The organism is Novosphingobium sp. TK71 (genome assembly GCF_055361505.1).
Genome location: NZ_CM143962.1, coordinates 3,143,700 through 3,168,372 on the forward strand (window position 1 = coordinate 3,143,700; position 24,673 = coordinate 3,168,372).

At 65.9% G+C, this 24,673-nt stretch carries 27 protein-coding genes; 16 read left to right on the forward strand and 11 right to left on the reverse strand.

Features of this window, described 5'->3' with window-relative positions; all coding sequences use genetic code 11:
• Positions 1-22 precede the first annotated feature (22 nt).
• A complete protein-coding gene (mutM, locus tag ACXJ16_RS14810; RefSeq protein WP_054439579.1) occupies positions 23-835 on the reverse strand; it encodes a bifunctional DNA-formamidopyrimidine glycosylase/DNA-(apurinic or apyrimidinic site) lyase in 813 nt (270 codons plus the stop codon).
• 153 nt (positions 836-988) lie between these two features.
• Between mutM and ACXJ16_RS14815 the strand changes: the two genes are divergently transcribed.
• Genes ACXJ16_RS14815 through dut form a run of 6 tightly spaced genes read left to right on the forward strand, consistent with a single transcriptional unit; the run spans position 989 to position 7,368 of the window.
• Complete coding sequence (locus ACXJ16_RS14815) at positions 989-1,870, forward strand: DMT family transporter (RefSeq protein WP_463920882.1); 882 nt, start codon at positions 989-991, stop codon at positions 1,868-1,870.
• A 50-nt stretch (positions 1,871-1,920) separates the two neighbouring features.
• Positions 1,921-2,652 (forward strand): class I SAM-dependent methyltransferase, encoded by a 732-nt coding sequence (locus ACXJ16_RS14820; RefSeq protein ID WP_054439431.1) that lies wholly within the window; start codon positions 1,921-1,923, stop codon positions 2,650-2,652.
• Positions 2,653-2,660: 8 nt separating this feature from the next.
• Positions 2,661-4,226: a 2-polyprenylphenol 6-hydroxylase gene (gene ubiB, locus ACXJ16_RS14825; RefSeq protein WP_054439433.1), complete on the forward strand. Its 1,566-nt coding sequence runs from the start codon at positions 2,661-2,663 to the stop codon at positions 4,224-4,226.
• Positions 4,193-5,386, forward strand: a complete 1,194-nt coding sequence (locus tag ACXJ16_RS14830) for a hypothetical protein (protein WP_324697013.1) — start codon at positions 4,193-4,195, stop codon at positions 5,384-5,386. Before ubiB ends, ACXJ16_RS14830 begins: the two co-directional genes overlap by 34 nt.
• Before the next feature lie 49 nt (positions 5,387-5,435).
• Entirely contained in the window at positions 5,436-6,914 is a 1,479-nt protein-coding gene (locus ACXJ16_RS14835; RefSeq protein ID WP_324697011.1) for a bifunctional phosphopantothenoylcysteine decarboxylase/phosphopantothenate synthase, read from the forward strand.
• Positions 6,898-7,368, forward strand: a complete 471-nt coding sequence (gene dut, locus ACXJ16_RS14840; protein ID WP_324697009.1) for a dUTP diphosphatase — start codon at positions 6,898-6,900, stop codon at positions 7,366-7,368. The genes ACXJ16_RS14835 and dut overlap by 17 nt, the downstream gene beginning before the upstream one ends.
• A 6-nt stretch (positions 7,369-7,374) precedes the next feature.
• On the opposite strand, the gene ACXJ16_RS14845 is transcribed toward dut, so the two are convergent.
• The 3 genes from ACXJ16_RS14845 to ACXJ16_RS14855 form a co-directional block, all read right to left on the reverse strand.
• Positions 7,375-7,551, reverse strand: a complete 177-nt coding sequence (locus ACXJ16_RS14845) for a hypothetical protein (RefSeq protein WP_463920883.1) — start codon at positions 7,549-7,551, stop codon at positions 7,375-7,377.
• Between the two features lie 7 nt (positions 7,552-7,558).
• Positions 7,559-7,738: a hypothetical protein gene (locus ACXJ16_RS14850; protein WP_185998543.1), complete on the reverse strand. Its 180-nt coding sequence runs from the start codon at positions 7,736-7,738 to the stop codon at positions 7,559-7,561.
• Positions 7,739-7,885: 147 nt separating this feature from the next.
• Positions 7,886-8,557 (reverse strand): DUF4136 domain-containing protein, encoded by a 672-nt coding sequence (locus ACXJ16_RS14855; RefSeq protein WP_185998544.1) that lies wholly within the window; start codon positions 8,555-8,557, stop codon positions 7,886-7,888.
• Between the two features lie 203 nt (positions 8,558-8,760).
• On the opposite strand from ACXJ16_RS14855, the gene ACXJ16_RS14860 reads away from it, so the two are divergent.
• Positions 8,761-9,441 (forward strand): MOSC domain-containing protein, encoded by a 681-nt coding sequence (locus tag ACXJ16_RS14860; protein WP_324697004.1) that lies wholly within the window; start codon positions 8,761-8,763, stop codon positions 9,439-9,441.
• Between the two features lie 46 nt (positions 9,442-9,487).
• Here the strand turns inward: ACXJ16_RS14860 and trpS are convergent, their stop codons facing one another.
• From trpS to secB, 3 genes are all read right to left on the reverse strand, one after another.
• Positions 9,488-10,504 (reverse strand): tryptophan--tRNA ligase, encoded by a 1,017-nt coding sequence (trpS, locus tag ACXJ16_RS14865; RefSeq protein ID WP_054439443.1) that lies wholly within the window; start codon positions 10,502-10,504, stop codon positions 9,488-9,490.
• Between the two features lie 197 nt (positions 10,505-10,701).
• Complete coding sequence (gene murJ, locus ACXJ16_RS14870) at positions 10,702-12,273, reverse strand: murein biosynthesis integral membrane protein MurJ (RefSeq protein ID WP_054439445.1); 1,572 nt, start codon at positions 12,271-12,273, stop codon at positions 10,702-10,704.
• Between the two features lie 159 nt (positions 12,274-12,432).
• Entirely contained in the window at positions 12,433-12,945 is a 513-nt protein-coding gene (secB, locus tag ACXJ16_RS14875; RefSeq protein WP_054439447.1) for a protein-export chaperone SecB, read from the reverse strand.
• 330 nt (positions 12,946-13,275) lie between these two features.
• Between secB and ACXJ16_RS14880 the strand changes: the two genes are divergently transcribed.
• From ACXJ16_RS14880 to ACXJ16_RS14890, 3 genes are all read left to right on the forward strand, one after another.
• Positions 13,276-13,974, forward strand: coding sequence for a Tim44/TimA family putative adaptor protein (locus tag ACXJ16_RS14880; protein WP_054439449.1), 699 nt, complete (start codon positions 13,276-13,278; stop codon positions 13,972-13,974).
• 151 nt (positions 13,975-14,125) lie between these two features.
• Positions 14,126-15,376 carry a murein transglycosylase A gene (gene mltA, locus ACXJ16_RS14885; RefSeq protein ID WP_324697001.1) on the forward strand — a complete coding sequence of 417 codons (1,251 nt, stop codon included), beginning with the start codon at positions 14,126-14,128 and terminating at the stop codon, positions 15,374-15,376.
• Positions 15,377-15,383: 7 nt separating this feature from the next.
• Positions 15,384-15,959, forward strand: a complete 576-nt coding sequence (locus ACXJ16_RS14890; protein ID WP_324696999.1) for a Smr/MutS family protein — start codon at positions 15,384-15,386, stop codon at positions 15,957-15,959.
• A 125-nt stretch (positions 15,960-16,084) separates the two neighbouring features.
• Here ACXJ16_RS14890 and ahpF read toward each other — a convergent pair whose 3' ends face one another.
• Complete coding sequence (gene ahpF, locus ACXJ16_RS14895) at positions 16,085-17,674, reverse strand: alkyl hydroperoxide reductase subunit F (protein WP_324696997.1); 1,590 nt, start codon at positions 17,672-17,674, stop codon at positions 16,085-16,087.
• Between the two features lie 147 nt (positions 17,675-17,821).
• Entirely contained in the window at positions 17,822-18,388 is a 567-nt protein-coding gene (gene ahpC / locus ACXJ16_RS14900; RefSeq protein WP_054439453.1) for an alkyl hydroperoxide reductase subunit C, read from the reverse strand.
• Between the two features lie 198 nt (positions 18,389-18,586).
• Between ahpC and ACXJ16_RS14905 the strand changes: the two genes are divergently transcribed.
• On the forward strand, positions 18,587-18,961 hold the full coding sequence (locus tag ACXJ16_RS14905; RefSeq protein ID WP_185998549.1) for a hypothetical protein: 375 nt from the start codon (positions 18,587-18,589) through the stop codon (positions 18,959-18,961).
• A 215-nt stretch (positions 18,962-19,176) separates the two neighbouring features.
• Entirely contained in the window at positions 19,177-20,772 is a 1,596-nt protein-coding gene (locus ACXJ16_RS14910; protein ID WP_463920884.1) for a sulfatase-like hydrolase/transferase, read from the forward strand.
• A gap of 18 nt (positions 20,773-20,790) precedes the next feature.
• Here the strand turns inward: ACXJ16_RS14910 and aroC are convergent, their stop codons facing one another.
• A complete protein-coding gene (aroC, locus tag ACXJ16_RS14915) occupies positions 20,791-21,858 on the reverse strand; it encodes a chorismate synthase (protein ID WP_054439460.1) in 1,068 nt (355 codons plus the stop codon).
• A 181-nt stretch (positions 21,859-22,039) separates the two neighbouring features.
• Between aroC and ACXJ16_RS14920 the strand changes: the two genes are divergently transcribed.
• From ACXJ16_RS14920 to ACXJ16_RS14935, 4 genes are read left to right on the forward strand one after another with little or no spacing between them, the layout of a single operon-like run.
• Positions 22,040-22,345: an antibiotic biosynthesis monooxygenase family protein gene (locus ACXJ16_RS14920; protein WP_054439462.1), complete on the forward strand. Its 306-nt coding sequence runs from the start codon at positions 22,040-22,042 to the stop codon at positions 22,343-22,345.
• Positions 22,346-22,349: 4 nt separating this feature from the next.
• On the forward strand, positions 22,350-22,697 hold the full coding sequence (locus ACXJ16_RS14925; protein ID WP_324696991.1) for an ArsC family reductase: 348 nt from the start codon (positions 22,350-22,352) through the stop codon (positions 22,695-22,697).
• A 47-nt stretch (positions 22,698-22,744) separates the two neighbouring features.
• Positions 22,745-23,311 (forward strand): nicotinamide riboside transporter PnuC, encoded by a 567-nt coding sequence (gene pnuC / locus ACXJ16_RS14930; protein WP_054439466.1) that lies wholly within the window; start codon positions 22,745-22,747, stop codon positions 23,309-23,311.
• Positions 23,308-23,823 (forward strand): ATP-binding protein, encoded by a 516-nt coding sequence (locus ACXJ16_RS14935; RefSeq protein ID WP_324696988.1) that lies wholly within the window; start codon positions 23,308-23,310, stop codon positions 23,821-23,823. Before pnuC ends, ACXJ16_RS14935 begins: the two co-directional genes overlap by 4 nt.
• 37 nt (positions 23,824-23,860) lie before the next feature.
• Here the strand turns inward: ACXJ16_RS14935 and ubiG are convergent, their stop codons facing one another.
• Positions 23,861-24,610 (reverse strand): bifunctional 2-polyprenyl-6-hydroxyphenol methylase/3-demethylubiquinol 3-O-methyltransferase UbiG, encoded by a 750-nt coding sequence (gene ubiG, locus ACXJ16_RS14940; protein ID WP_054439467.1) that lies wholly within the window; start codon positions 24,608-24,610, stop codon positions 23,861-23,863.
• Between the last annotated feature and the right edge of the window lie 63 nt (positions 24,611-24,673).

The window sequence follows — 24,673 nt, forward strand, 5'->3', positions numbered from 1 at the left end:
CGTGAGGGCCGCAGGAAACGGCCTATTTCTGGCATTTCGAGCACCAGAAGGTGCTGCGTCCGCCCTGTACGAATCGCCGGACCTGCTCGCCGCAGGCACAGTCCTGCCCCTCTCGCCCATAAACCTGCCAGGCGGTAGCAAAATATCCCAGTTCGCCGTTCGGCTGCGCATAGTCGCGGATCGTCGAGCCTCCCGCCGCGATCGATTCGGACAGCACGTCCCGGATTGCGGGGACCAGTTTGCGCAGGGCGGGAAGCGTTACCAGCCCGGCTTCCCTGTCGGGACGGATGCCGGCCCGGAACAGGGCCTCGCAGACATAGATGTTGCCGAGACCTGCCACCACCGACTGGTCGAGCAGCATCTGCTTGATCGGGGCGATTCGTCCGGCGAGTGCGGACTTCAGGTGCGCGGCGGTCAGGCCTTCGCCGAGAGGCTCCGGTCCGAGCGCCGCGAAAGGTCCCCACGAATCGAGCGCGCCGGTCTCAACGAGGTCGACCGAGCCGAATCGCCGGGCGTCGTTCAGTGCGAGCACGTGGCCCGAGCCGGTCTCGATCACGAGGTGGTCATGCTTTTCGGGCTTTTCCGGCTCGATTCGCCAGCGGCCCGACATGCCCAGGTGAAACACCATGGTCTGGTCGCGGTCGGTATGGATGAGGCCATACTTGGCCCGCCGGCCCATCGTCGTGACCCGGGCGCCGGTAAGCACCTGCACCAGCTCGGGCGGAAACGGGCGGCGCAGGTCCGGCCGGTTCAGCGTGACGCGGGCTATCCGCTCACCCTCCAGGTATCGGGCAAGGCCGCGGACGGTGGTTTCTACTTCTGGAAGTTCTGGCATCGCCGCGCAGAGATAGGTGCTGTGTCCCGGCAAGGGAAGGAACCGCAGCGAAAAGCGATCCTCCATCCGATAATCAAGAATTGGGACGCTACCCGTCTCGTCAGGCTGCGAGGCGGTGGCTAAGGCAGCGGCATGGAAAACAACCGGCCGCAGATGCGTGCATTTCTCATGCTGGGGCTGGTCATGCTGTTCTGGGCCGGCAATTCGATCGTTGGACGGGCCGTGCGCGCGGATGTTCCGCCCTTCACGCTCGCGCTCGGCCGATGGCTGATCGCGGTGATGGTCCTGCTGCCTTTCTCGGCATGGCAACTCTGGAAAGAGCGGGCGCAGGCTCTGGCCGGATGGCGCTGGGTACTGGCGCTCGGGTTCCTGGGCGTCGTGTGCTTCAACGGGTTCCTCTATAAAGGGCTGCACTACGCCACCGCGGCCAATGCGCTGCTGCTGCAGGCGGCGATTCCCGCAGTCGTCATGGTGCTGGACTTCGCGATTTTCGGGGGGCGGCCGGGGCGGCTGCACGTCATGGGCGTGCTGGTTTCCACGCTGGGCGTCGTTTCGATCGTGTTTCGCGGCGATCCGGCGGCCTTGATGCAGTTGCGGCTGGGCGCCGGGGACGGCCTGATCTTCTGCGCCGTCGCGGCATGGTCGCTCTATACGGTGTTCCTCAGGAAGCGGCCGCCGATTTCGGCCGCCAGTCTTCTCCTGCTGACCTTTGGCCTCGGGGCTTTGGCGATGGCGCCGCTGGCAGCGATAGAGGCCCTGCAGGGGCAGGCGGTGGCATGGAGCCCGAAAATCCTTGCCGCCTATGCCTATATCGGGGTGTTCCCCTCGGTGCTGGCCTACTTCATCTACAACCGTGCGACTCACGAACTCGGCGCGGCGCGGGCAGGGCAGGCGATCACGCTGATGCCTTTGTTCGGCGCACTGCTTTCGTCGTTTCTGCTCGGTGAGCCGCTGCATGGCTACCATCTGGCGGGGATGGCGCTGATTCTCGGCGGGATCGTGGTTTCCGCGCTTGCCATGCGGCGGGCAAAATAACCAAATCACCGGGTGGCGCAGGCGCGGCCGGGAGGCTAGAGGACAGCGCCATGAGCGAAACGGTTTCCTTCGGCTACGAAGAGGTCAGCCCCGAGGAGAAGGAAGGGCGCGTCGGCGCCGTCTTCTCCAGCGTTGCACGCAAGTACGACGTGATGAACGATGCCATGTCCGTGGGCATGCACCGGCTCTGGAAGGACAAGTTCGTGCGCCGGGTGAAGCCGCGCGAGGGCGAACAGATCCTCGACATGGCCGGCGGCACGGGCGACATCGCCTTCCGCATGGCCGCGCACGGCGCCTCGGTCACGGTTTCCGACATCAATCAGGACATGCTGGACGTCGGTATCGAGCGTGCGATCGAACGCGGTATCGATGGCCTGGTCTGGTCACGCCAGAACGCGGAGGAACTGTCGTTCGGCGATCGCTTCTTCGATGCCTACACGATCGCTTTCGGCATCCGCAACGTGACGCATATCGACAAGGCGCTGGCCGAGGCGAATCGCGTGCTCAAGTATGGTGGCCGGTTCTTCTGTCTCGAATTCTCGACCACCGAATGGCCGGGCTTCAAGGAAGTCTACGACGCCTATTCGCACCGTCTGGTGCCCAGGATCGGGCAGGCCATCGCCGGTGACGCGGAATCGTACCGCTACCTGATCGAATCGATCCGCCGCTTCCCGCCGATGCCGGAATTCGAGCGGATGATTCGCAATGCCGGTTTCAAGCACACCAAGGTCGAGCCGATCATGGGCGGCCTCGTCGCGATTCATTCGGGCTGGAAAGTTTAGTCCTTCACGTGACAAGTTCGGCGACCCATATCCTGCGGCTCCTCAAGTGGGGCCGTGTCCTCGCGCGCCACGGAGCGCTGCGCGGGATCGAGAACGACCGTAACGCGCCGGCCCAGGTCAAGCGCCTGTGCCGGATCGCGCGGCTGGGCACGCGCCAGCCTGCGGAGCCGGACTATGCCGGCGCCTTCCAGGAGATCGGCCCGGCGGCGATCAAGCTCGGCCAGGCGCTGGCGACCCGGCCCGACCTCGTCGGCGAAGGCCCCGCGCGCAATCTTCTGACCTTGCAGGACAGCCTGCCGCCGGTTCCTTTCTCCGAAATCCGTCACGCGATCGAAGGCAGTTTCGGCCGGACGCTGGACGGCATCTTCGTCTCGATCGAGGAAGAGCCGGTGGGCGCCGCGTCGATCGCGCAGGTCCACCGGGCGGTGACGCCCGATGGCCGCAACGTGGCCGTCAAGGTGCTGCGCCCGGGCATTCGCGAACAGTTCGCGCGCGATGTAGAGACTTATGAGTGGGCGGCCGCGCACCTCGAAGCGCTTGGCGGGGAAGCATCGCGCCTGCGTCCGCGCGCAGTCGTTGCCAATCTCAAGCGCTGGACCCTGCGCGAGCTGGACCTGCGGCGCGAAGCGGCTTCCGCTTCGGAGCTGTCCGATGCGATGAAGGGCATCGCCGGTTACCGCGTTCCGCATATCGACTGGGACCGTACCAATGGGCAGGTCCTCACCGTCGAGTGGATCGGCGCCACCAAGATGAGCGATATCGCCGGGCTCAAGGCGGCAGGGCACAACCTGCCCCGCCTGGCGCACAAGCTGGTGAACACCTTCCTGACGCAGGCGATCTCCTCCGGATTCTTTCATGCCGACATGCACCAGGGCAACCTGTTCGTGGAGGCGGATGGCACCATCGTTGCCATCGATTTCGGCATCATGGGCCGGATCAACCGGCAGGCGCGGCTCTGGCTGGCGGAAATCCTCTACGGCCTTACCACCGGCAACTATCGCCGCGTCGCCGAGATCCATTTCGAGGCGCAGTACGTCCCGAGCTACCACACCGTGGAGGAGTTCGCGACGGCACTGCGTGCAGTGGGCGAGCCGATGCGCGGCAAGCCGGTGTCCGAGCTTTCTGTCGGCCAGATGCTCGACGGGCTCTTCGCGATCACCCGCGATTTCGACATGGCGGTCCAGCCGCACCTCCTGCTCCTGCAGAAGACCATGGTCATGGTCGAGGGTCTGGCGACGGCGCTCGATCCCGACATCAACATGTGGGATGTCTCGGCGCCTTTCGTGAAGAACTGGCTGCGCGACGAGCTTGGCCCCGAGGCGATCATTGCCGACCGTCTGCGCGAAGATCTCGGCACGCTGTTCCGCCTGCCCGCGCTGGTGCGGCGGATCGAGGAGAAGTTCCCGCCAAAGGGTGGCGCTCCCGAGCAGGCGCCCTTGCCCGAAGTCGACCTTATCTGGGAACGGGGCCGGGGGCGTAAACCCGAAAGTAACCAGTGGACCCGCTATGGTCTGGCCGCATTGCTTGGGGGCGCCGCGGCATGGGGGCTGACGTACTGGACATTGATGAGCTGAACGCTGCGGGCACGGCGCTTGCCGCGCCGGCTCCGGCAGGTCGTCTCGGCCACATCTCGCCTTGGGGCGCGCGTCTTGTGCTGGCCGTGCTGGCGGCGCTGATCGTGGCTTCCGCGCTGGTCCCCGTGGGCAAGGCGGGCACTCGGTCGCCGTGGGAAGGGCCGGTCGAGGGCCCCGCTACGTCCTTGCAGGGCCATGCTGCCGGTGTTGCCGAAGCTGAGCCCTACAACGCCGATATCGCCCTTTACGAAGCCGTGATCGCGCGCATCGCCAAGGGTGAGCATTACTACGACTTCATCGTTCCCGAGCAGCGCCGTCACCGATATCCGGTCAATCCCGGCCTTGCGGTGCGCCTGCCGACGCTGGCCTATCTGGACGCCATGCTGGGCGACGGTGGCCAGATCGCGGCTGCCATCGCGCTCATGCTCGGCATCGTCGCGGTATGGTGGCGCAAGCTGGCAGGCGAAGCGCCGCGCCTCCGGCGGATCGGCGCGGCGCTGGTATTCGTGGGGGCCTCGCTGGCTCTCAACCGGCCTTACTTCGCACTTCACGAGCTCTGGGCGGGCGGGTTGATCGCACTGTCCTTCGGCCTGCACCGTATCGGCGAGGATGGGCGGGGAGGGCGCTGGATCGCTGCATTCCTTGCTGCGGCGCTCGCCCTGGCCATCCGCGAACACAGCCTGCCTTTCGTGCTGCTCATGGCGGCTACGGCGCTGTGGCAGCGTAATTGGCGCGAGGCCGGCGCATGGAGCGCGCTCATCGTTCTGTTCGCAGCGGGGCTTGCCTGGCATCTCTCGCTCGTCGCGCGCGACGTTCTGCCTGGCGACCCGCATAGCGCCCCCTGGCTGGTGTTTCGGGGCCTTTCCGGCTGGCTCGGCAATATCGTGCAGTCCAGCAACTTGCGCTGGCTGCCGCACTGGCTGGCGGGGCCGGCGGTGGTGCTCATGACTTTCGGCTGGCTCGGCTGGAACAGCCGCGCCGGGCTGTTCGGCTTTCTCCTGAGTGCAGGCTATGCCGCGGCGTTCATGATGGCAGGGCGCTGGGACAACTTCTACTGGGGCGCGATGATCGCGCCGACCCTTTTCGCCGGAATCGTCTTCGCGCCGTCGGCTTTGCGCGATCTCGCCGGGGCGGCGAAAGGCGTGCAATCCCCGGCTTAGACCGCAAACCGATTGCGCGCTTCCGCGCCCTGTTGCAAAAGCCCGGGGCATGAGTGGACCCCGTATCCTTCTGGTCGTCGGCGGCGGTATCGCGGCCTACAAATCCTGCGAACTCGTTCGGCACATCCGCAAGGAAGGCGGCGAAGTGACCTGCGTCCTCACCGAGGGCGGGGCGCACTTCGTCACCCCGATGGCGCTTGCCGCGCTGTCCGAGAAACCGGTCTACACGACGCTCTGGGATCTCAGGAACGAGGCCGAGATGGGCCATATCCAGCTCAGCCGCGAAGCGGACCTCGTGGTCGTCTGTCCGGCAACGGCGGACCTCATGGCAAGGATGGCGGCCGGCATTGCCGACGATCTGGCGACGACGATGCTCCTTGCCACCGACAAGCCGGTCATGGCGGTCCCGGCCATGAACGTGCGGATGTGGCAGCACGCCGCCACGACCCGCAACGTGCAAGTCCTGCGCGATGCCGGGGTGGACGTGATGGAGCCCGACGAAGGCACCATGGCCTGCGGCGAATATGGCCCCGGCCGTCTGCCGGACCCGCTTGCGATCTGGCAGCGGATCGCCTGGGCGCTCGGCCTTGGCCCCGTCGAAGTGGCACCGCTGCCCGGTGCGGATTTTTCCGCGTGGCAGCCGCAATTCGGTACGCCGGAACCGGAGGATGACGCCGAAGGGAACCGCCTCGGCGGCCTTACCGGCGGGATGATCTCGCGGGGGCGTTCCGGCGCAAGGCAGGCGATCACCTTCGGCCACGAGGATCTTGGCTTCACGCCCGAAGAAGCCGCTCTGGCCGCCCGCAAGGGCGAGGCGCGCGCCGCACCCGCGACTGATCCCGATGCGCTGGACGAGCAGGCTGCCCCGTCTTCGCCGGCTCCCGGCCCGCTGACCGGAAAGCACGTTCTCATCACCGCCGGCCCCACCTGGGAGCCGATCGATCCGGTGCGCTACATTGCCAATCGCTCTTCCGGGAAGCAGGGTTTTGCCATTGCCGCCGCCGCGGCGGAGGCGGGTGCGCGCGTCACGCTCGTTGCCGGGCCGGTGCACCTGCCGACGCCCGCCGGAGTCGATCGCATCGACGTGGAAAGCGCCTTGCAGATGGCCGAGGCGGTGAAGCATGCATTGCCCGCCGATATCGCGGTGATGGTCGCAGCGGTGGCGGACTGGCGGGTCGCCCACAGTGCGGACCAGAAGCTCAAGAAGCGCGGCTCGGCGCCGCCGGCGCTGCTGCTCACCGAAAATCCCGACATCCTTGCCACTGTCGCGACCGGGCCGAACCGGCCGCCGCTGGTGATCGGCTTTGCCGCGGAAACGCAGGATGTCATTCGCTACGCCACCGAAAAGCGCAAACGCAAGGGTGCCGACTGGATCATCGCCAACGACGTGTCGGGCGATGTCATGGGCGGCGATGCCAATGCGGTCCACATCGTGCGCGCCGACGATGTGATAAGCCTTCCGGAAATGCCCAAGGAGGATGTCGCGCGCATCCTCGTCGAAAGGTTCGCCGATGCACTCCCCCAATGACGTCCCGGTTCCCGTCAAGATCCTGCCCCACGGCGAAGGGCTGGCCTTGCCCGCCTATGCCACCGACGGTGCGGCGGGCATGGATGTGGTTTCGGCCGAGGACGTGACGCTGGCTCCGGGCGGGCGCCATGCGGTTGCCACGGGCCTTGCGATGGCGATCCCGCCGGGCTTCGAGATTCAGGTCCGGCCGCGTTCCGGCCTTGCGCTCAAGCACGGGATTTCGGTGCCGAATTCGCCCGGCACGATTGATTCCGACTATCGTGGTGAACTCAAGGTCATCCTCATCAACCACGGTGCGCAGGCATTCGAGATCCGGCGGGGAGACCGCGTGGCGCAGCTCGTTCTCGCGCCGGTCACGCGGGCGGCATGGCTGACGGTGGATGAACTGGAAGCGACCGAGCGCGGCGAGGGCGGCTTCGGTTCCACCGGCGGAGTTGTTGCCCTGGGGAGTTGAGGAGGCTCAGCCGGCCCGGAAGGCGCCAAGCCACCAGAGCAGCACCAGAACGACACCGAGAGCGACCAGAGCCACGGTGAGGCAGCCCTTCCAGCCGGATCGGCGCCTTATCTCGTCGGAGGCGAGGTCTGCCGCGCCTCCGACGGCGCCGCCCGCCAGATCGGCGAGTATGTCATGGAGCATGACGGCTTCAGTCCTTGCGGTCGATGCGGGCGCGTTTCTCGCGGCGGCGCCTGAGCGAATACCAGCCCACGCCCCCGATCCCGACGAGCGCCGCGAGAGCTTTCGCGACGGCCGAGAAAGCCGCCGAGAGCGCGCCCACGGTCACGCCCCAGAAGAGCTGTGACATGATGGCCATGAAGGTGTTCATCGGGGGCAGGCATCCTTGTGGGGATTGCGCGGGTCAACCGCCTGGAGGCAATTACGAGCCGCCCCGGTATAAAGAAAGGACGGGCCCGCAATATTTCAGCGGACCCGTCCCTCGGTGCCTCCCTCTTTGCAGGGGGAGCCTGTCAGTTCACTTCTTTTCGGGCGCTACGGTGATGCGCACGGTCTCGCCGGAGTTGCCGGGGAAATCGGTAAACATCGATTCGACCAGGTTCGGGACGAGATATTGCAGGCGGTTGGACGTCGACACGGCTTCGGCCTTGCCTTCGAAGAGGCGCTGGTTGTCTACCGCGCGGTCGATCTTGAGGGTGATGCCGCTGGTGTAGATGGTGTAGGAATCCACGCCGCCGTCGAAGAACGGATCATACCAGCCATAGCGCCACGGCCCGCCCCAGCCCATTCCACGGCCGTAGAAGCCGCGGCCATAGAAGCCGCCGCCGTACCACGGACCCCATGCGCCGCCGGCGCCCATGGTCGAGCGCACGCGTTCGCGGCCGTTGTCCACGCCGTAATCGAAGCGCACGATAAGGGTTGCCGAAGCAGGATCGGAAGCCGGAGCATAGCCCAGCTTCTGCATGCGGTCCGCCACGAGGCGGGAATAGGTCGCGAATTCAAGCCCGCCCGCGAGCTTGGGATCGTCGGCCACGACCACGAACGATTGTCCGGCAGGCGCCGGAAGCTGGGTCTGGAAGCGCGAAACGTCCGCCTTGAAGGGCGTTGCGCAGGCGGCGAGGGCCATCAGCAGGACGGCTACGGCAGCGAGCCTCAGCCTTCCGAGATGGGTTCCGGGATTATCTGTCATCGGTTTCACTCCACGAACCTGACAGGCCCGAAACGCCCTTCCCAAGCGTGGCCTGTGATTCCTTGCGACTCTGCCTTAATATCAATGCCCTGAATAGCGGTTGAATGGAGGCAGGGCGGCGATGAAGTGTTTGCCGCGGGGCTGCGCCATTCAGTCGTGAGTCATGGCCTGAGATCAGATTCGTCATGTAGGAAGTCCCCAGGATGTTGACCAGTTCCCTCGCAGCAGAATCCTTTGCGATTCTATCGGTTCAGCGCGGAAAAGTGCAGCCATTTCGCGGCCCTGAAGAGCCCAGCGCGATCGGCAAGGTGCCTGCGGACGGGGCGGTGAGGGTCCACCGGCTCGGGCTGGAGGGTGACGAGCAGGCCGATCTTTCCGTTCACGGCGGGCCGGACAAGGCGATTCATCACTATCCTCACGATCACTATGCCTTCTGGCGCGACTCGATCGGGGCGCATCCGCTGCTTTCGGATTTCGGCGCGTTCGGCGAGAATATCGCGACCGAGGGGCTGACCGAGGACATGATCTGCGTGGGCGACCGCTGGCGGCTGGGCACGGCGCTCGTCGAAGTCAGCCAGGGCCGCCAGCCGTGCTGGAAGCTGGACCATCGGTTTGACGGCGCGCCGGTCAACGCCGGGGTGGTGAGGTCGCGCCGGGCCGGGTGGTACTATCGGGTGCTGGAAGAGGGTGAGGTTGCCGCCGGGGACCGGATGGTGCTGGAAGAGCGGCCCTGGCCCGAATGGACGGTACGCCGCGTGTTCGGGCTGCTGATCGCGGGCGATCACAAGAAGGATCGCGAAAGCCTGGAAGCGCTGGGCGAGGTTGCCACGCTTGCCGCGCCGTGGATCCGGCGGCGGGCGAAGTTGCTGGGACTGGACGCGTGAACATGCCGTCGTCCGCGATGCGGGACGACGGCATGATGTTCGCCGCTCAGCGCACCAGGCCGAGCGCCTCGTAAGCCTTCTCCAGCGTCGGCACCGCCAGGGCGCGGGCCTTTTCCGAACCCTTGCGCAGGATCGCGTCCAGCGAGTCCCGGTCGCCGCGCAGTTCGACGAAGCGGGCGTTGATCGGCGCCAGCTTCTCGACCAGCAGTTCGCCCAGCGCCGGCTTGAACTTGCCGAAGCCCTCGCCGCCGAAGTCCGAGAGAACCGCCTCGACCGTGGTGCCGGCCATCACCGCATAGATGCCCACGAGGTTGCGGGCCTCGGCGCGGCCTTCGAGGCCTTCCTTCTCAGAAGGCAGCGGCTCGGGGTCGGTCTTGGCCTTCTTGACCTTCTGCATGATCGTGTCGGCATCGTCGGTAAGGTTGATGCGCGCCATGTCCGAAGGGTCCGACTTGCTCATCTTCGACGAACCGTCGCGCAGGCTCATGATGCGCGCCGCTTCGGGCGGGATGATCGGTTCGGGCAGGGTGAACACCGGCGCGTCCTCGGCCGCGAAGTCGTTGTTGAACTTCTGCGCGATGTCGCGGGCGAGTTCGAGGTGCTGCTTCTGGTCTTCGCCCACGGGAACGTGAGTGGCCTGGTAGAGCAGCACGTCGGCGGCCTGGAGCACCGGGTAGGTGAACAGGGCGACCGAGGCGCCTTCGCGGTTCTTGCCGGCCTTGTCCTTCCACTGGGTCATGCGGTTCAGCCAGCCCATGCGGGCGGTGCCGTTGAGCAGCCATTGCAGTTCGGCGTGCTGGGGCACCTGGGTCTGGTTGAACAGGATCGAGCGATCGGGATCGACGCCGCAGGCGACCAGCGCGGCCACCATCTCGCGCGTGTTGGCCGAAAGCGTGGCCGGATCGTGCGGCATCGAGATGGCGTGGAGGTCGGCCAGGAAATAGAGGCTGTCACCGCCCTGCGCGGCGACATCGTCCTGCATCTTCACCCAATTGCGGATCGCACCGAGATAGTTGCCGAGATGCAGGTTGCCGGTTGGCTGGATGCCGGAGACGATACGCATGGACGCGTCCTTCGCGATTGTGAGTTTTCAGGGATGTCGTGGGTGCGCCGGGTAAGGCGCGGATGCAGGTGGGGTCAGCGCGCGGTGCGCGTGGTCGCCCGCCATCGCCACGAACGGCGACGGGTTTCGGCAGACTTCGGGTGCGAAAGGTCCTGCATGGGCCGGGCTCATAGCATAGTCGCACACGGATGGAAGCCTCAGGAAGCCGGGCGGCGGCGGCGCAGGAGCGCGAGATCGTCGCGGGTGAAGGCGCCGGTCACCACGGTTGCGAGCGCATAGACCACGCCGCCGGCCGAAACGAGCGCGGCAAGGGCGAGACCCCGCACCAGCCATGTCCCGTGGAGGTATGGGGTCAGCAGGTCCTGTCCGAACCACAGCACCACGCCCATCGCCACGGCGGCCAGCGCAAGGCGCGGGGCGCGGCGCTTGAGGCGGGCGTCGGACTGGAAATGGCCGCGCTTCACCAGGGTCCAGTAAAGCATGGCGACATTGGCGGTGGAGGCGATGGCGGTCGCCAGCGGCGGGCCCATGTGCTGGAGCGGCACGATCAGCGCGAGGTTGAGGACGAGGTTCACCACCATCGACATCATCGCGTAGCGCACCGGGGTCCGCGTGTCCTGCCGGGCGTAGAAGCCGGGGGTCAGCACTTTGACGAGGATGTAGCTGGGCAGGCCGACCGAGAAGGCGGCAAGAGCCTCGGCGGTGCGGGCGACGTCGTTCGCATCGAACTTGCCGTAGCCGAACAGGGCGGCGGCGATCGGCTGGCCGCAGACGATCAGCGCGACTGCGGCAGGCAGGGTGAGCAGCAGGGCGAGTTCCATGCCGCGGTTCTGCGTGTCCATCGCCGCGGCATGCTCGCCGCCGCCGAGCTGGCGCGAGATCGTGGGCAGCAGCACGGTGCCAAGGCCGATGCCGATCAGGCCGAGCGGAAGCTGGTTCAGCCGGTCCGCCATGTAGATGTAGGTGACCGAGCCGTGCGCCAGCAGCGAGGCGGCCAGCGCGGTCGAGATCACGAGGTTGATCTGCACCGCGCCCGCTCCGGCGGCGGCTGGCAGGATCAGCTTCATCAGCTGCTTCACGTCGGCATTCCACACCGGCATCCGCAGGCGCATCGACACGCCGTTGGCGCGGCAGGCCCAGACCAGCCACAGCAGCTGCAAGGCGCCCGAAACCGAGACGCCGATCGCCTGGTTACGCGCGGTCACCAGCGCATCTGCGGAGTGGAAGCCGAGCAGCGCGACGATCAGCGTCAGGTTCAGCAGGATCGGCGCGGCGGCGTTGACCCAGAACTTGTTCAGCGAATTGAGGATGCCGCCCAGCAGCGAGACGAGGCTGATGAGCGCGAGATAGGGGATCGTGAGCCGGCTGAGTTGCACAGCGAAGGCGAACTGGTCGTGACTGACGCCGTTGAACTTGCCCGAAAGCAGGAAAGTCACCGGCCAGGCGAAGACTTCCAGCACCAGCGTCATCGCCAGCAGCACCGGCAGCAGCACGGACAGCGCCTGCTCGGCAAAAGTGATCCCGGCGGGCAGGCCCGGCCCTTCCTTGTCGGCGACTTTCTGGTTGAACATCGGGATGAAGGCCGATGCGAAGGCGCCTTCGGCGAACAGCGCGCGGAACATGTTGGGCAGGCGGAAGGCGATCAGGAAGGCATCGGAGGCGAAGCCCGCACCGACGAAGCGGGCGAACAGGCTGTCGCGCACCAGTCCGAGTATGCGGCTGGCCAGAGTGAGACCGCCGACACTGGCCAGCGCCTTTGTGAGGTTCATGCCCTCGAGCCCTTCATGAAGGTGCCGCCGGACCCGTCGATCGGGAATGAAGCGGCCGTCAGATACGCCAACGGCCCACGTCCCCCTTGGGGGGCGCGGGCCGATGTCGCAGGAATGCGCGCCATGCGCATTTCAGATTGCCGGTGTTCAGGCCGGCTGTCAGGCGTGGCCGACAGGCTCGCCCTGGGTGGCATCGGCCTGCTGCTGGGCCTGAAGCTGCTGGATGTAGAGGCCGTTGAAATCGATCGGCTCAAGCATCAGCGGCGGGAAGCCGGCATCGCGCACGGCGTCGGCGATGACGCGGCGGGCGAAGGGGAACAGGATGCGCGGGGCTTCGGCGTAGAGGAACGCGTGCGCCTGGCCCTCGTCGAGGTTGCGCATGCCGAGCAGCGCGCAGTAGCTCAGCTCGACGGCGAATGCGGTGCCCTGCGGGCCCTTCGAGGCGCAGGTGATCTTCAGTTCGACTTCGTGCACTTCGGCGTCGATCGGGCGTGCGCCGATGTTGAACTGCACGTCGATCTGCGGCTGGTCCTGCCAGGTGAAGCTCTGCGGCGCGTTCGGATTCTCGACCGAGAGATCCTTGACGTACTGCGAGATGATACCGGCGGCGGGCGCGGAATCCTCGCCGTTGCCGAGGTTGATGTCGGAGATGACGTTGCCTTCGTCGGCCATTTGGTTCGTTCCCGTGCAAAGAATACGGATGAAAGTCTGGCCGCGCGCCTAAAGCATTTTGGCGGCCGGTGGAACACCCGAGCCGCCGTAAATTGTTCGAAATAACGGCGAGCGAAACGGCCCGGCGAAGGAACGGAACCGATTCGCCATGCGGGCGTTGATCGGTGACGGCGAACATATCGGCGAAAAAAGCCCAGATCCGCGTGCTCACGCGTTGTTCATTTGTAAACTGTACCTATCTGGGTCTATGATGACGCTCCTGGGCGGAAGAGGCAGCCAGCCTCCAGCCGCACTCCCCGAAGCGTCCAACACAAGGATGGACAAAGGAACGTGACACCGGAAATCGTGATCCTGGCCATGATCGCAGCCTTTCTTGGCCTGCGGCTCTATTCGGTACTCGGCCGCCGCGCCGAGCATGAGGAAGAGCCGATCCAGGGGCGCTTCGAAGGCCGCCAGGGCCAGCCCGGTGCGCCGCGCGTTTCCGCCCCCAAGGCAGACGGCAAGCCCGATGCCAAGGCGGACGAACGCGGTCGGGCCGGTCAGCCCCAGCGCCTGCGCGAAATGCCGCTGGCTCCGCCTTCGGTGGAACGCGGCCTCGCCGAGATTTCGAACGTGGATCGCCGCTTCGATGCCTATGCCTTCCTCGAAGGTGCACGCGGTGCCTATCGCCTGATTCTCGAATCGTTCTGGAAGGGCGACAAGGCCGAGCTTCGTGCACTTTGCGACGGTGACGTCTATGACAGCTTCGCAGCCGCGATCGACGCGCGCCTCGCCGCCGGCGAAACCATGGACAATCGCCTGATCCGTATCGAGGACGTGGCGATCATCTCGGCAGGTGTCGATAACGGCTATGCCCGGATCGCCCTGCGGTTCCGTTCGGATATCGCCGCCGTGACGCGGGACGCCGAAGGCCATGTCATCGCCGGTTCGCTTGACGATGCGATCGAGGCGGTGGACGTCTGGACGTTCAGCCGCGCACTCAACTCGTCCGGTCCGGACTGGCTGCTCGACGAAACCGACGCGGGTTGATCGACCCACCTGGTTGATTTCCAACGCATGATCTCTCAAGGATCGGAAGGCCGGGCCGAAAGGTCCGGCCTTGTTTTTGGCGGTGCTGTTGGCGGTCGTTATTCGCGGGGCCGCAAAGATTTTCGGGAGGTCGATCTTGCAGGAAGGGAGCATGTCGCGGCGGGAGCCGCGTTTTCGGGTGCGCCGTTTTTCTGCACTTGTCCTGCCGGCACTGCTGGCGGCCTGCGTGCAGGTGATCCCCGGTGAAGGCCCCAAGGGCGCTTCGCGTCCGCCGGTAAAGCCGCCGGTCCATCGCCCGGCTCCGAAGCCTCCCGCGCCGCCGCAACCTGGCAGTGCGATCCTGGCCGGGGTGAAGGCAGGCCCTTCGGTCTCCTCGCTGCCGCTCGGCGCTGCCGATGCCGCCGCCGCGCTTGCCTCGTTCCGTGAAAGCTGCCCGCGCGTCACCGTGCGTCAGGATGCCAGCGGGCTGACCCGCCCGGCCGACTGGCGGCAGGCCTGCGCCGCCGCCGCAAGCTGGGGCGCGAAGCCCGCCGCGCAGTTCTTCGCGAGCTATTTCGAAACCGCGCGCATCGGAGACGGCAAAAGCTTCGCCACCGGTTATTACGAACCCGAAATCGCCGGATCGCGGCTGCCGGTTCCGGGATATGCGGTGCCTGTCTATGCGATGCCGGGCGATCTCGTGCGGGCCAAGGCGGGTGACGCGGCGCCGACGTCAAACGGGCGCATGCCGCTGGGGCGCTACGACGGGAACGGACTGTTCGTGCCCTATTACGAACGCGCGGCGATCGAGCAGGGCGTGCTGGCGGGCAAGGGGCTGGAGATTGCCTGGGTCGCCGATCCGGTCGAATTCTTCTTCCTCCAGGTTCAGGGTTCCGGCCGATTGCGCGCGCCTGACGGCAGCGTGATGCGCATCGGCTATGCGGGGCAGAACGGCCTCCCCTACACCGGGATCGGCGGCGTCATGCGTGACCGGGGGCTGGTCGGCTCCGCGCCGGGGCAGTATTCCGGTTCGATGCAGGGCATCATCCAGTACATCCATGACAACCCGCGCGACGGTCAGGCGCTGATGCGCGAGAACAAATCCTGGGTGTTCTTCAAGGAGCTCAAGGGCGATGGACCGCTCGGCGCGCTGGGCGTGCCGGTTCGGGCCCATGCCTCGGTGGCCACCGATCCGCGATTCGTGCCGCTGGGTGCGCCTGTGTGGCTGCGGCTTGACCGGCGCGAGGCGACGGGATTGTGGGTCGCGCAGGATACCGGCGGCGCAATCAAGGGCGCCAATCGCTTCGATACCTTCTGGGGATCGGGTGAGCAGGCGCGCCTGACCGCCGGCGGCATGAGCGGACGTGGGGAGGCCCTGATCCTCGTTCCCAATGGCACGCTGGCGAGGCTCGGCGCGCGGTGACACCGGCATGAGACGGCCGGGACGGCGCCTCACGGCGGAAGAAGCGGAAATCTGGGCGCAAGTCGCGCGGACGGTGACGCCGCTCGAAAAACGCAGGCCCGTGCCCGTGGTGCCCGTTTCCGTGCCCAAGCCGGTCGTCGCGGTGACGGTGGGGGCGCCTGCGAAGAAGGTGAAGGGCCGTATTCCCGCGCCATTGCCGCCGCGCCCCGCGCCGGTGAAGGCGAAACCCGATGTACCCGTCAATCTGGACGGTTCGTGGGAAAAGCGCATTTCCAAGGGCACGCTTGCGCCTGATTTCAGCCTCGACCTTCACGGATCGAACCTCGATCAGGCCTATGTGCGGCTGATGCACGGCCTCATCCAGGCCAAGGCGATGGGCGCGCGGGTGGTGCTGATCGTCACCGGCAAGCCGCGTCCGGTGGATGCGGCGGATCGCGGCACCGCGCGGGGTGCCATCCGTGCCAAGATCACCGACTGGCTGGCCGCATGCGAACACGCGCACGACATCGTGGCGATCCGGGGGGCGCATCGCCGGCACGGCGGGCAGGGTGCGATCTACGTGGTGCTGAAGAAGCGCAAGTAGCGGCGATCCATCGATTCGCGGGTTCATCTCCGCGCCGATGCCGACTGCTCGGGACGCCGGGCACATGAAAACGGGCGGAAGTCCTGCGACTTTCCGCCCGTTTCATTTTTCGCGCTCGGGAAAGCTCAGGCAGCCTGGGCGATCTCTGCGGGAGCCTCGTTGCGGATCAGATAGTCGAACGCGGAAAGCGCCGCCTTCGAACCTTCGCCCATGGCGATGATGATCTGCTTGTAGGGCACCGTGGTCACGTCACCCGCCGCGAAGATACCGGGCAGGTTGGTGGCCGCCTTGTCGTCGATCACGATCTCGCCGCGGCTCGTGAGTTCGACACCGGAGTCCTTGAGCCATTCGGTGTTGGGCACCAGTCCGATCTGGACGAACACGCCCTCCAGCTCGACCTTGTGCTCCTCGCCGGTTTCGCGATCCTTGTAGACCAGCGCATTGACCTTGTCCCCGTCGCCTTCGACCTCGATGGTCTGGGCGCTGGTGAGGATCACCACGTTCTTCATCGACCTGAGCTTGTCGACCAGGACCTGGTCGGCGCGCAGCTTGCTGTCGAATTCGATCAGGGTGACGTGGCCGACGATGTTGGCCAGGTCGATCGCCGCTTCGACGCCGGAGTTGCCGCCGCCGATCACCGCCACGCGCTTGCCCTTGAACAGCGGGCCGTCGCAGTGCGGGCAATAGGCCACGCCCTTGTTCTTGTACTCGGCCTCACCCGGCACGCCCAGGTTCCGCCAGCGGGCGCCGGTGGTCAGCACGAGGCTGCGGGCCTTGAGCGAGGCGCCATTGGCGAAGACGACCTCGTGATAGCCGCCCAGTTCCTTCGCGGGGATCAGCTTTTCGGCGCGCTGGAGGTTCATCACGTCGATGTCGTATTCGGCGACGTGCGATTCCAGTGCGGCCGCCAGCTTGGGGCCCTCGGTATAGGGAACCGAGATGAAGTTCTCGATGCCCATGGTGTCCTGCACCTGACCGCCGAAACGTTCGGCGACCACGCCGGTCGAGAAGCCCTTGCGCGCGGTGTAGATCGCGGCCGAGGCTCCGGCGGGGCCGCCGCCGACGACCAGCACTTCGAAAGGCTTCTTGCCCGCGAGCACGGCAGCGGCCTTGGCATCGGCGCCGGTGTCGAGCTTGGCGAGGATTTCCTCGATGCTCATCTTGCCCGAACCCCACATCTTCCCGTTCAGGAAGACGGCGGGAACGGCCATGACGCCGCGTTCCTCGACTTCCGCCTGGAACGTGCCGCCCTCGATCAGGGTGGCGTTCACATGCGGGTTGTTGAGCGCGAGCAGGGTCAGCGCCTGCACGACGTCGGGGCAGTTGTGGCAGGAGAGCGAGAAGTACATCTCGAACTCGTGCTCGCCCTCGATGGCGCGGGCGATTTCGAGCGCCTCGTCGGAAACCTTGGGCGGATGGCCGCCGGCCCAGAGCAGGGCCAGGACCAGCGAGGTGAATTCATGGCCGAGCGGGAGCCCTGCGAAGCGCACCCAGGCGCTGGCGTCGCTCGCGCGGCGGATGATGAAGCTGGGGCGACGCTTGTCGTCGCCGTCGAAAGTGGCGGTGACCTTGTCCGAGAGCGAGGCGATCACGGTCAGCAGCTCGCGGGTCTCGGTGGATTTCGCATCGTCGCCCAAAGAGGCGACGAGCTCGATCGGCTCGCGCAGCATGGCGAGATATTGCGAGAGCTGTTGCTTCAGGTTGGCGTCGAGCATGGTCTTTGCGTCCTTTGGAAATGCGTTGGGAAAAGGGGCGGCCGGGGCTTCGGTTCCGCGAGGCCGCGCCGTGAGGGCGCGGCACCGGGAGAGGGAAAGCCCCGGGCCGCGCACCTTCACGCGACCCTAAGGGTGTCGCGGGGTGTCTTAGAGCTTGCCGACGAGGTCGAGCGAGGGAGCAAGCGTTTCAGCGCCTTCTTCCCACTTGGCCGGGCAGACCTGGCCGGGGTGCTCGCGCCAGTACTTGGCAGCCTTGATCTTGCGGACGAGTTCGACCGCGTTGCGGCCCACGCCCTCGGGGGTGATTTCGACCAGCTGGATCACGCCGTCCGGATCGACGACGAAGGTGGCGCGGTCGGCCAGGCCAACGCCTTCGCGCAGAACGCCGAAGTTGTTGGTCAGCGCGTGGTTCTGGTCACCGAGGAACGCGTACTTGATCTTGCCGATCTTGTCCGAGGTGTCGTGCCAGGCCTTGTGGCTGAAGTGCGTGTCGGTCGAAACGCCGTAGACTTCGACGCCGAGGCCCTGGAGGGTTTCGTACTGCTCGCCGAGGTCTTCCAGTTCGGTGGGGCAGACGAAGGTGAAGTCAGCGGGGTAGAAGAAGAACACAGCCCACTTGCCGGCGATGTCTGCTTCGGTGACGTCGAAGAAGTCCTTGCCTGCCTGGAAAGCGGTGTTCTTGAACGGCTTGATCTGGCTGCCGACGATACCCATGGATATGATCTCCCTCGATTGGGTGTTGAAGTTCGAGGAGGGAGATAGGCTGCCCGTGTGACGTTGTGTAGGGCGTTGATCCGATTGCCTTGATCGGAATGACCGATCAGTTGCGGTGGACTGAACGTTTCTGCCGATAAAGCGCGCGGCACTGCGAAAACCCGTGCGGCGCTGCGGCAAATCGGGCAACAGCAGGCCATGAAAACGATACGACTTGCGCTGCTCCTGGCGGCCTGCGCGTCGCTGGGCGCCTGCGACTCATGGCCCACTTCGCTGGATAACCGCGCGCCCGAGGATGTGACGTTCCGCTATCACCATCGCCTTTACGATCAGTGGTCGGTCTGGGCGCCCGTCTCGCATGACCGCGCGGTGCTGCTCGCCCGCGAGCACCGCATGCGCGACATTTCCGGTCTGGAAATCACGCAAGGCGGGCTGACCTATCGCTACGCCGAAAACGCGCTGGCCCCGGTACACCGGTTCTGTGCCGGATCTGCGAGCTGTTCGCTCGTCTATCGGGGCGAAGGCAGGCTGGAAGCGCGGACAAAACCGCTGACGGACAGCCAGTTCCAGTAAACGGTGGGTCGCCGGGCGTTCGCAAAGGCGATATTCAGGGATTTTGCGCGAAAAGTCCGGAGTTTACCAATTCCACAACTTTGAACAGGATGTTACGAACCCCCAAGTGGGGGAATACGTAGGGCGGAATGTTCAAGGTCTTTCTTATAATCGTCTATCTGCTCTGCGATTATGAGTCTGTGGTAGAGCGTTTCAGTTCCGCGCCCGGGGCCGCGTTGCTGTTCGTTTTTGCGGCGCTCTATGCAATGCTTGCGGTGGGCCTGCTGGCTTCGGCTTTCATCGGACGGCACTCGGTGCGGATAGCGCTGGCGGCGCTGTTTGCAGCGGCATCGCACTTCCAGCTTTCGTTCGAATGGACGACGGCGGGGCCGATGACCTACCAGTCCTTCGTCAACCTCTACAACGCCGCCGGACAGATCGACCACGCCGTTGCCCAGCACAGTGCGACGATGGCGCGGGCGATGGGGGCGGCCTTGCTGCTGTTCCTGGGCGTGGCCCTGCCGCCCAGGCGGTGGCGGGTGCCGCTGCGCTGGGGCGTTCCGGTTCCGCTGCTGGCGCTCTGCGTGCTGGCGACCTTGCTGTTCGTTCGCGGCGGCGAGGGTTCCAGGGCCTTGCCGCCTGCCTATCCCTCGATCGCGTTCGCGGGGCTGATGGCCGGGGAAGCGATCGCTTCCGTGCCCAAGCCCCGCGCGGCGCCGGCCTTGCCGCGTCCCGATGCGCCGCTTGCGCAGGACATCGTGCTGATCGTGGACGAGAGCATCGCGGGCAATTACCTCGATATCGACAACCCGTCAGGCGTGCGCAGCGGCCTTGCCGAGGAGCGGGCGGGCCTGCGCATCACCAATTTCGGCTATGCCGCCGCGATCCACAAGTGCAGCGCCAATTCCAATGCCGTGCTGCGCTTCGGGGGAACGCCCGACACCTACCGGGAAGCGCTGGCCAGCTGGCCCTCGATCTGGAGCTATGCGAAAGCGGCCGGTCTTCGCACCGTCTACATCGACGGCCAGTCGAACGGCGGCCACCTCCAGAACATGATGACGGCGAAGGAGCGGCGGGAAATTGCCGAATTCGTGCAGTTCGACGGGGTGCCGGCGGCGGACCGGGACATGCGGATAGCCCAGGTTCTGGCCGCTCACGTCAATAACGGGCTCCGGGAATTCATCTATGTGAACAAGGTCGGCGCGCATTTCCCGATTGCCGACAAGTTTCCGGCGGGGAAAGCCCGATACCGTCCGATCCTGCCGCAAGGAGGCGGGACGCTGCTGTCCTGGACCAGCGACCGTGCAGGGTTCGGCGGCACGCCCGGCGAATGGGTCCGCTACCGCAATTCCTATCGCAACACCGTGGACTGGAACGTGGGCACATTCTTCGACCGGCTGCTGGCGGCGCCGGGGGTGGGGAATGCCGCGATCGTCTATACGTCCGACCATGGGCAGGACCTGCACGAACGGGGCAACCCCGGAAACAACACCCATTGCGGCGCCGAAAATGCAGCGCAGGAAGAGGGGCTGGTGCCGCTCGTGATTATCGGAAAGTCCGGGCCTTCCCGGCTGGACTGGTCACGCCATCTGGCCGCCAACCGCAACCGGTCGAGCGCGTTCCGCATCTTTCCCACGCTGCTCGTGCTGATGGGCTACGATCGCGATGCGCTTCGCCCCCGCTATGGCCTGCCGCTGGACGAGGCCGGGCACGACCGCTTCGCCTACAATGTCGACTTCGCCCCGCTGCTGGGAAAGCCGCCCGGCTTTCGCGACATGGACGTGGCCAGCGTGATTGCGCCGCCGCAGTCCGACTACACGGCGGCGAAGTGACGGGCGGACAGCCCGGCTTCAGCCACACTGTCCGCGGTGCAGAAGCTTGTGGTCCGCCAGCACCAGCGCCATCATCGCCTCGACCACGGGAACCCCGCGAATGCCGACGCAGGGGTCGTGACGCCCCTTGGTGAACAGCTCGGTCGCTTCGCCTTCGCGGTTGATCGTGGGCTGCGGCGTCAGGATCGAACTGGTCGGCTTGAAGGCCACGCGCACCAGCACCGGCTGGCCGGTGGAAATCCCGCCGGCAATGCCGCCCGCGTGATTGGCGCTGAATTCGGGGCCATTCGCGCCGGGGTGCATCGGGTCGGCGTTCTGCTCGCCGGTGAGGCGCGCGGCGGCGAAACCGTCGCCGATTTCCACGCCCTTTACCGCGTTGATGCCCATCATGGCGGCGGCAAGGTCTGCATCGAGCTTGCCGTAGAGCGGCGCGCCCCAGCCGGCGGGAACGCCGGTGGCGACACATTCCACCACCGCGCCCACCGAGGAACCGGCAAGGCGCGCATCGTCGACGATCTTCTCCCAGCGCTTCGCAGCCTCCGCGTCGGGGCAGAAGAACGGGTTGTTGCCGATCTCGGCCGCGTCGAAGTTCGCCATATCGATGGCATCGCCGCCGATCTCGGAGACATAGGCAAGGATCGTCGCTTCCGGGATCACCAGCCGTGCCACGCCGCCCGCCGCCACGCGGCTGGCGGTTTCGCGCGCGGAGCTGCGGCCGCCGCCGCGATAATCGCGGAAACCGTACTTGGCGTCATAGGCGTAGTCGGCATGGCCGGGGCGATAGGCCTTGGCGACCTCGGAATAGTCCTTCGAGCGCTGGTCCACGTTCTCGATCATCAGCGAGATCGGAGTGCCGGTGGTCTTGCCTTCGAACACGCCGGAAAGGATGCGGACCTGGTCCGGCTCCTGTCGCTGCGTGGTGAATTTCGACTGGCCGGGGCGCCGCGCGTCGAGGAAGGGCTGGATCACGCTCTCGTCGATGGCGAGGCCCGGCGGGCACCCGTCGACGACGGCGCCGATGGCCGGCCCATGGCTTTCGCCCCAGGTGGTGAAACGCAGCAGGCGTCCGAAGGTGTTCACGCTCATCCGGGCGCTTTGTCGCGCAAGCATCGGTTTGTCCAGCCTCGCGCGCGCGACAGAAGCATGCGCGCGGATCGTCCCGTTATGGGTGCATGACCGGAATTTCAGCGGAAGCGGTTGTTCCTGCGCTTGTCCGGCGCGAACGGTCGGCGCTAGGAGCGGTCAAAATTGAACAACAGGGTCTGCCATGTTTCTTGTCGTTTTCCGTAACCGCAAACGCACCGACATCGACGCGGAGGCCTATGTGGCCGACGCCGACCATATGGAAGTGCTTGCACGGCAGCAGCCGGGCTTCATCTCCTTCAAGAGCTACGTGAGCGACGACGGCGAAGTGATCGCGATGTCCGAATGGGATGACGAACCTTCCGCGCGCGGCTGGGCCCGCCATGCCGAACATATCGTCGTGCAAAAGCGCGGGCGGGAAGGCTACTACGAGAGCTACACCCTGTTCACCTGCGATTCGCCGCGGGTATCCCACTTCCGAAGGACGTGACGACGTGAGCCTCGAATTCTACGGCATCCCCAACTGCGACACCGTCAAGAAAGCGCGGAAGTGGCTTGAGGCACGAGGCGCAGACTACACCTTCCATGACTACAAGAAGGAAGGCGCGGATGCGGCCCTGCTTCAGAAGTGGGTGGCTCAGGTCGGTTGGGAAAAGCTGCTGAATCGGGCCGGGACTACTTTCCGGAAGCTGCCTGATGCCGACAAGGCCGATATCGATGCGGCCAGGGCGGTTGCGATCATGGCCGCCAATCCCAGCTGCATCAAGCGGCCGGTGGTCGAGCTTTCCGGCGGGTTGCTGGTCGGCTTCAAGGAATCCGAATGGGAAGCGGCGCTCGGCTGACGGCGCCGGCGCTCATGACCATCAGGCAGAACGGCTGAAGCATCGCGATGAATCCGATCGAATGGGCGGCGGCGGCACTGGGCCTTGCCAATATCGCGCTCCTCGTGCGGCGCAGCGTGTGGAATTACCCGTTCGGCATGGCCATGGTCGCGCTCTACTTCCTGGTGTTCTGGGATGCGAAACTTTACGGCGAGGCAGGGCTGCAGGTCTTCTTCTTTGCCGCGCAGATCTGGGGCTGGGTGCTGTGGGTGCGCGCGGGCGGCGGTGAAAGCCGGGTGCCGGTGCGCCGCCTGGGGAATTTTGCGCGGCTGCTCTGGGTGATGGGAACGGCCGCGCTCGCGCTCAACCTCGGCTGGGTGATGCACAAGTTCACCGACGCCTCGCTGCCTTATGCGGATTCCGCCATTGCCGGAGCCAGCATCGCCGCGCAGATCCTGCTCGGTTTCCGCCGTATCGAGAACTGGGTGCTGTGGATCGCGATCGACGTGGCTTCGATCGGGGTCTACCTCTACAAGGAATTGTGGCCGACAGCCGCGCTCTACGTGGTGTTGCTGGCGATGTCGGTGCTGGGCCTGCGCGAATGGATCGCGGCGGAGAAAGCCGAAGCCGCATGATCACCGTTTGCCTCCACGGCGCGGAAAGCACCGGCAAGTCGGTGCTGGCCGAGCGGCTGGGCTATCCCTGGGTGCCGGAATACGGCCGCATGTATTGCGAGGAAAACGGCACGGACCTGACGATGGCGGACCTTTTCGCCATTGCCGAGGGACAGGCCGAGGCAAACCGAAAGGCCATGGCGGCCCGCCCTCCTGTGCTCCTGTTCGACACCGATCAGCTCATGACCGCCGCATGGGCGCAGATGTTGTTCGGGGAAGTGCCGGATGTGCTTTTTCGCTATCCCAAGGCGGACCATTACCTTCTGTTCGCGCCGGACGTTCCGTGGCGGGACGATGGCACGCGGTTCTTCGGCTCGGACGAGAGGCGCGCGCATTTTGCCGCCCTGGCGGAGGAGATGCTGGTGCGGGCCGGGGTGCCGTTCTCGCGGATCGGCGGTTCGTGGCAGGAGCGCGAGGCGCAGGCCCGGGCGGTTATCGAGGGCATAGGAAAGCCTGACGCGCGCCCTTGGTAGCAACAGGGTGCAGGGGCGATGGCCCCTGCCTGATTCCTTATTTCTTCCGCGCCGTGGCAATGAAATTCAGCGACAGATCGTCCGACAGGTGCAGCCCCGCCGTCGGCGACCAGGCGATGCCTCTCGGCTCGCCGAGCACCAGCCCGGCGCCATCCGCAAGATCGCGCAATTCGTCGGGCGTGGCGAATTCCTTCCAGTCGTGCGTGCCGCGCGGGACTTTGCCCAGCCGTTCCGCCGCCTCGACCAGCAGCAGGCGCGAGGCCGGGGTGCGGTTGGGGCAGGAAAGGAACATCAGCCCGTCGTCCGCCAGCGCATCTGCGAGCTGGCCGATGAACAGTGCCTTGTCGGTAACGTGCTCGATCACTTCCAGCGAGCAGACGAGGTCGAAGCCGGAGAGGCCGAGCGCGCCCAGTTCACCGTGGCGATAATCGATGGGAAGCCCCATCGCCGCGGCGTGGGCGCTGGCCGCCGCGATGTTTTCGGCGGCCGCATCCACACCCGTCACCGCCGCGCCCAGCCGGGCGAGGGGTTCGCAGAGCAGGCCCGCGCCGCAGCCCGCGTCGAGCGCGCGTTTGCCCGAAAGCGGGCGCAGCATGCGCGAGTCGGTGGAGAAGTGCCGGTCGATCTCGGCGCGGATAAAGCCAAGGCGCACCGGGTTCAGCTTGTGCAGCATGGCCGAGGAACCCTTGGGATCCCACCATTCCGCCGCCAGCGAACCGAAGTGAGCAGCCTCTTTCGGATCGATTGTTGCGCGAGAAGGCGTGTTCGAAGCAGTTGCATTGTTCATCGCTCCCTCCTAACAGCGCGCCCGACTCTTATCCACACGCGCATCCTTTCTCTGCGCACAAAC

Coding starts and splice junctions, on each gene's coding strand:
- mutM (WP_054439579.1), bottom strand. CDS start 835: ATGCCAGAACTTCCAGAAGTAGAAACCACCGTCCGCGGCCTTGCCCGA.
- ACXJ16_RS14815 (WP_463920882.1), top strand. CDS start 989: ATGCGTGCATTTCTCATGCTGGGGCTGGTCATGCTGTTCTGGGCCGGC.
- ACXJ16_RS14820 (WP_054439431.1), top strand. CDS start 1,921: ATGAGCGAAACGGTTTCCTTCGGCTACGAAGAGGTCAGCCCCGAGGAG.
- ACXJ16_RS14830 (WP_324697013.1), top strand. CDS start 4,193: ATGGGGGCTGACGTACTGGACATTGATGAGCTGAACGCTGCGGGCACG.
- ACXJ16_RS14835 (WP_324697011.1), top strand. CDS start 5,436: ATGAGTGGACCCCGTATCCTTCTGGTCGTCGGCGGCGGTATCGCGGCC.
- dut (WP_324697009.1), top strand. CDS start 6,898: ATGCACTCCCCCAATGACGTCCCGGTTCCCGTCAAGATCCTGCCCCAC.
- ACXJ16_RS14845 (WP_463920883.1), bottom strand. CDS start 7,551: ATGCTCCATGACATACTCGCCGATCTGGCGGGCGGCGCCGTCGGAGGC.
- ACXJ16_RS14850 (WP_185998543.1), bottom strand. CDS start 7,738: ATGAACACCTTCATGGCCATCATGTCACAGCTCTTCTGGGGCGTGACC.
- ACXJ16_RS14855 (WP_185998544.1), bottom strand. CDS start 8,557: ATGACAGATAATCCCGGAACCCATCTCGGAAGGCTGAGGCTCGCTGCC.
- ACXJ16_RS14860 (WP_324697004.1), top strand. CDS start 8,761: ATGTTGACCAGTTCCCTCGCAGCAGAATCCTTTGCGATTCTATCGGTT.
- trpS (WP_054439443.1), bottom strand. CDS start 10,504: ATGCGTATCGTCTCCGGCATCCAGCCAACCGGCAACCTGCATCTCGGC.
- murJ (WP_054439445.1), bottom strand. CDS start 12,273: ATGAACCTCACAAAGGCGCTGGCCAGTGTCGGCGGTCTCACTCTGGCC.
- secB (WP_054439447.1), bottom strand. CDS start 12,945: ATGGCCGACGAAGGCAACGTCATCTCCGACATCAACCTCGGCAACGGC.
- mltA (WP_324697001.1), top strand. CDS start 14,126: ATGTCGCGGCGGGAGCCGCGTTTTCGGGTGCGCCGTTTTTCTGCACTT.
- ACXJ16_RS14890 (WP_324696999.1), top strand. CDS start 15,384: ATGAGACGGCCGGGACGGCGCCTCACGGCGGAAGAAGCGGAAATCTGG.
- ahpF (WP_324696997.1), bottom strand. CDS start 17,674: ATGCTCGACGCCAACCTGAAGCAACAGCTCTCGCAATATCTCGCCATG.
- ahpC (WP_054439453.1), bottom strand. CDS start 18,388: ATGGGTATCGTCGGCAGCCAGATCAAGCCGTTCAAGAACACCGCTTTC.
- ACXJ16_RS14905 (WP_185998549.1), top strand. CDS start 18,587: ATGAAAACGATACGACTTGCGCTGCTCCTGGCGGCCTGCGCGTCGCTG.
- aroC (WP_054439460.1), bottom strand. CDS start 21,858: ATGAGCGTGAACACCTTCGGACGCCTGCTGCGTTTCACCACCTGGGGC.
- ACXJ16_RS14920 (WP_054439462.1), top strand. CDS start 22,040: ATGTTTCTTGTCGTTTTCCGTAACCGCAAACGCACCGACATCGACGCG.
- pnuC (WP_054439466.1), top strand. CDS start 22,745: ATGAATCCGATCGAATGGGCGGCGGCGGCACTGGGCCTTGCCAATATC.
- ACXJ16_RS14935 (WP_324696988.1), top strand. CDS start 23,308: ATGATCACCGTTTGCCTCCACGGCGCGGAAAGCACCGGCAAGTCGGTG.
- ubiG (WP_054439467.1), bottom strand. CDS start 24,610: ATGAACAATGCAACTGCTTCGAACACGCCTTCTCGCGCAACAATCGAT.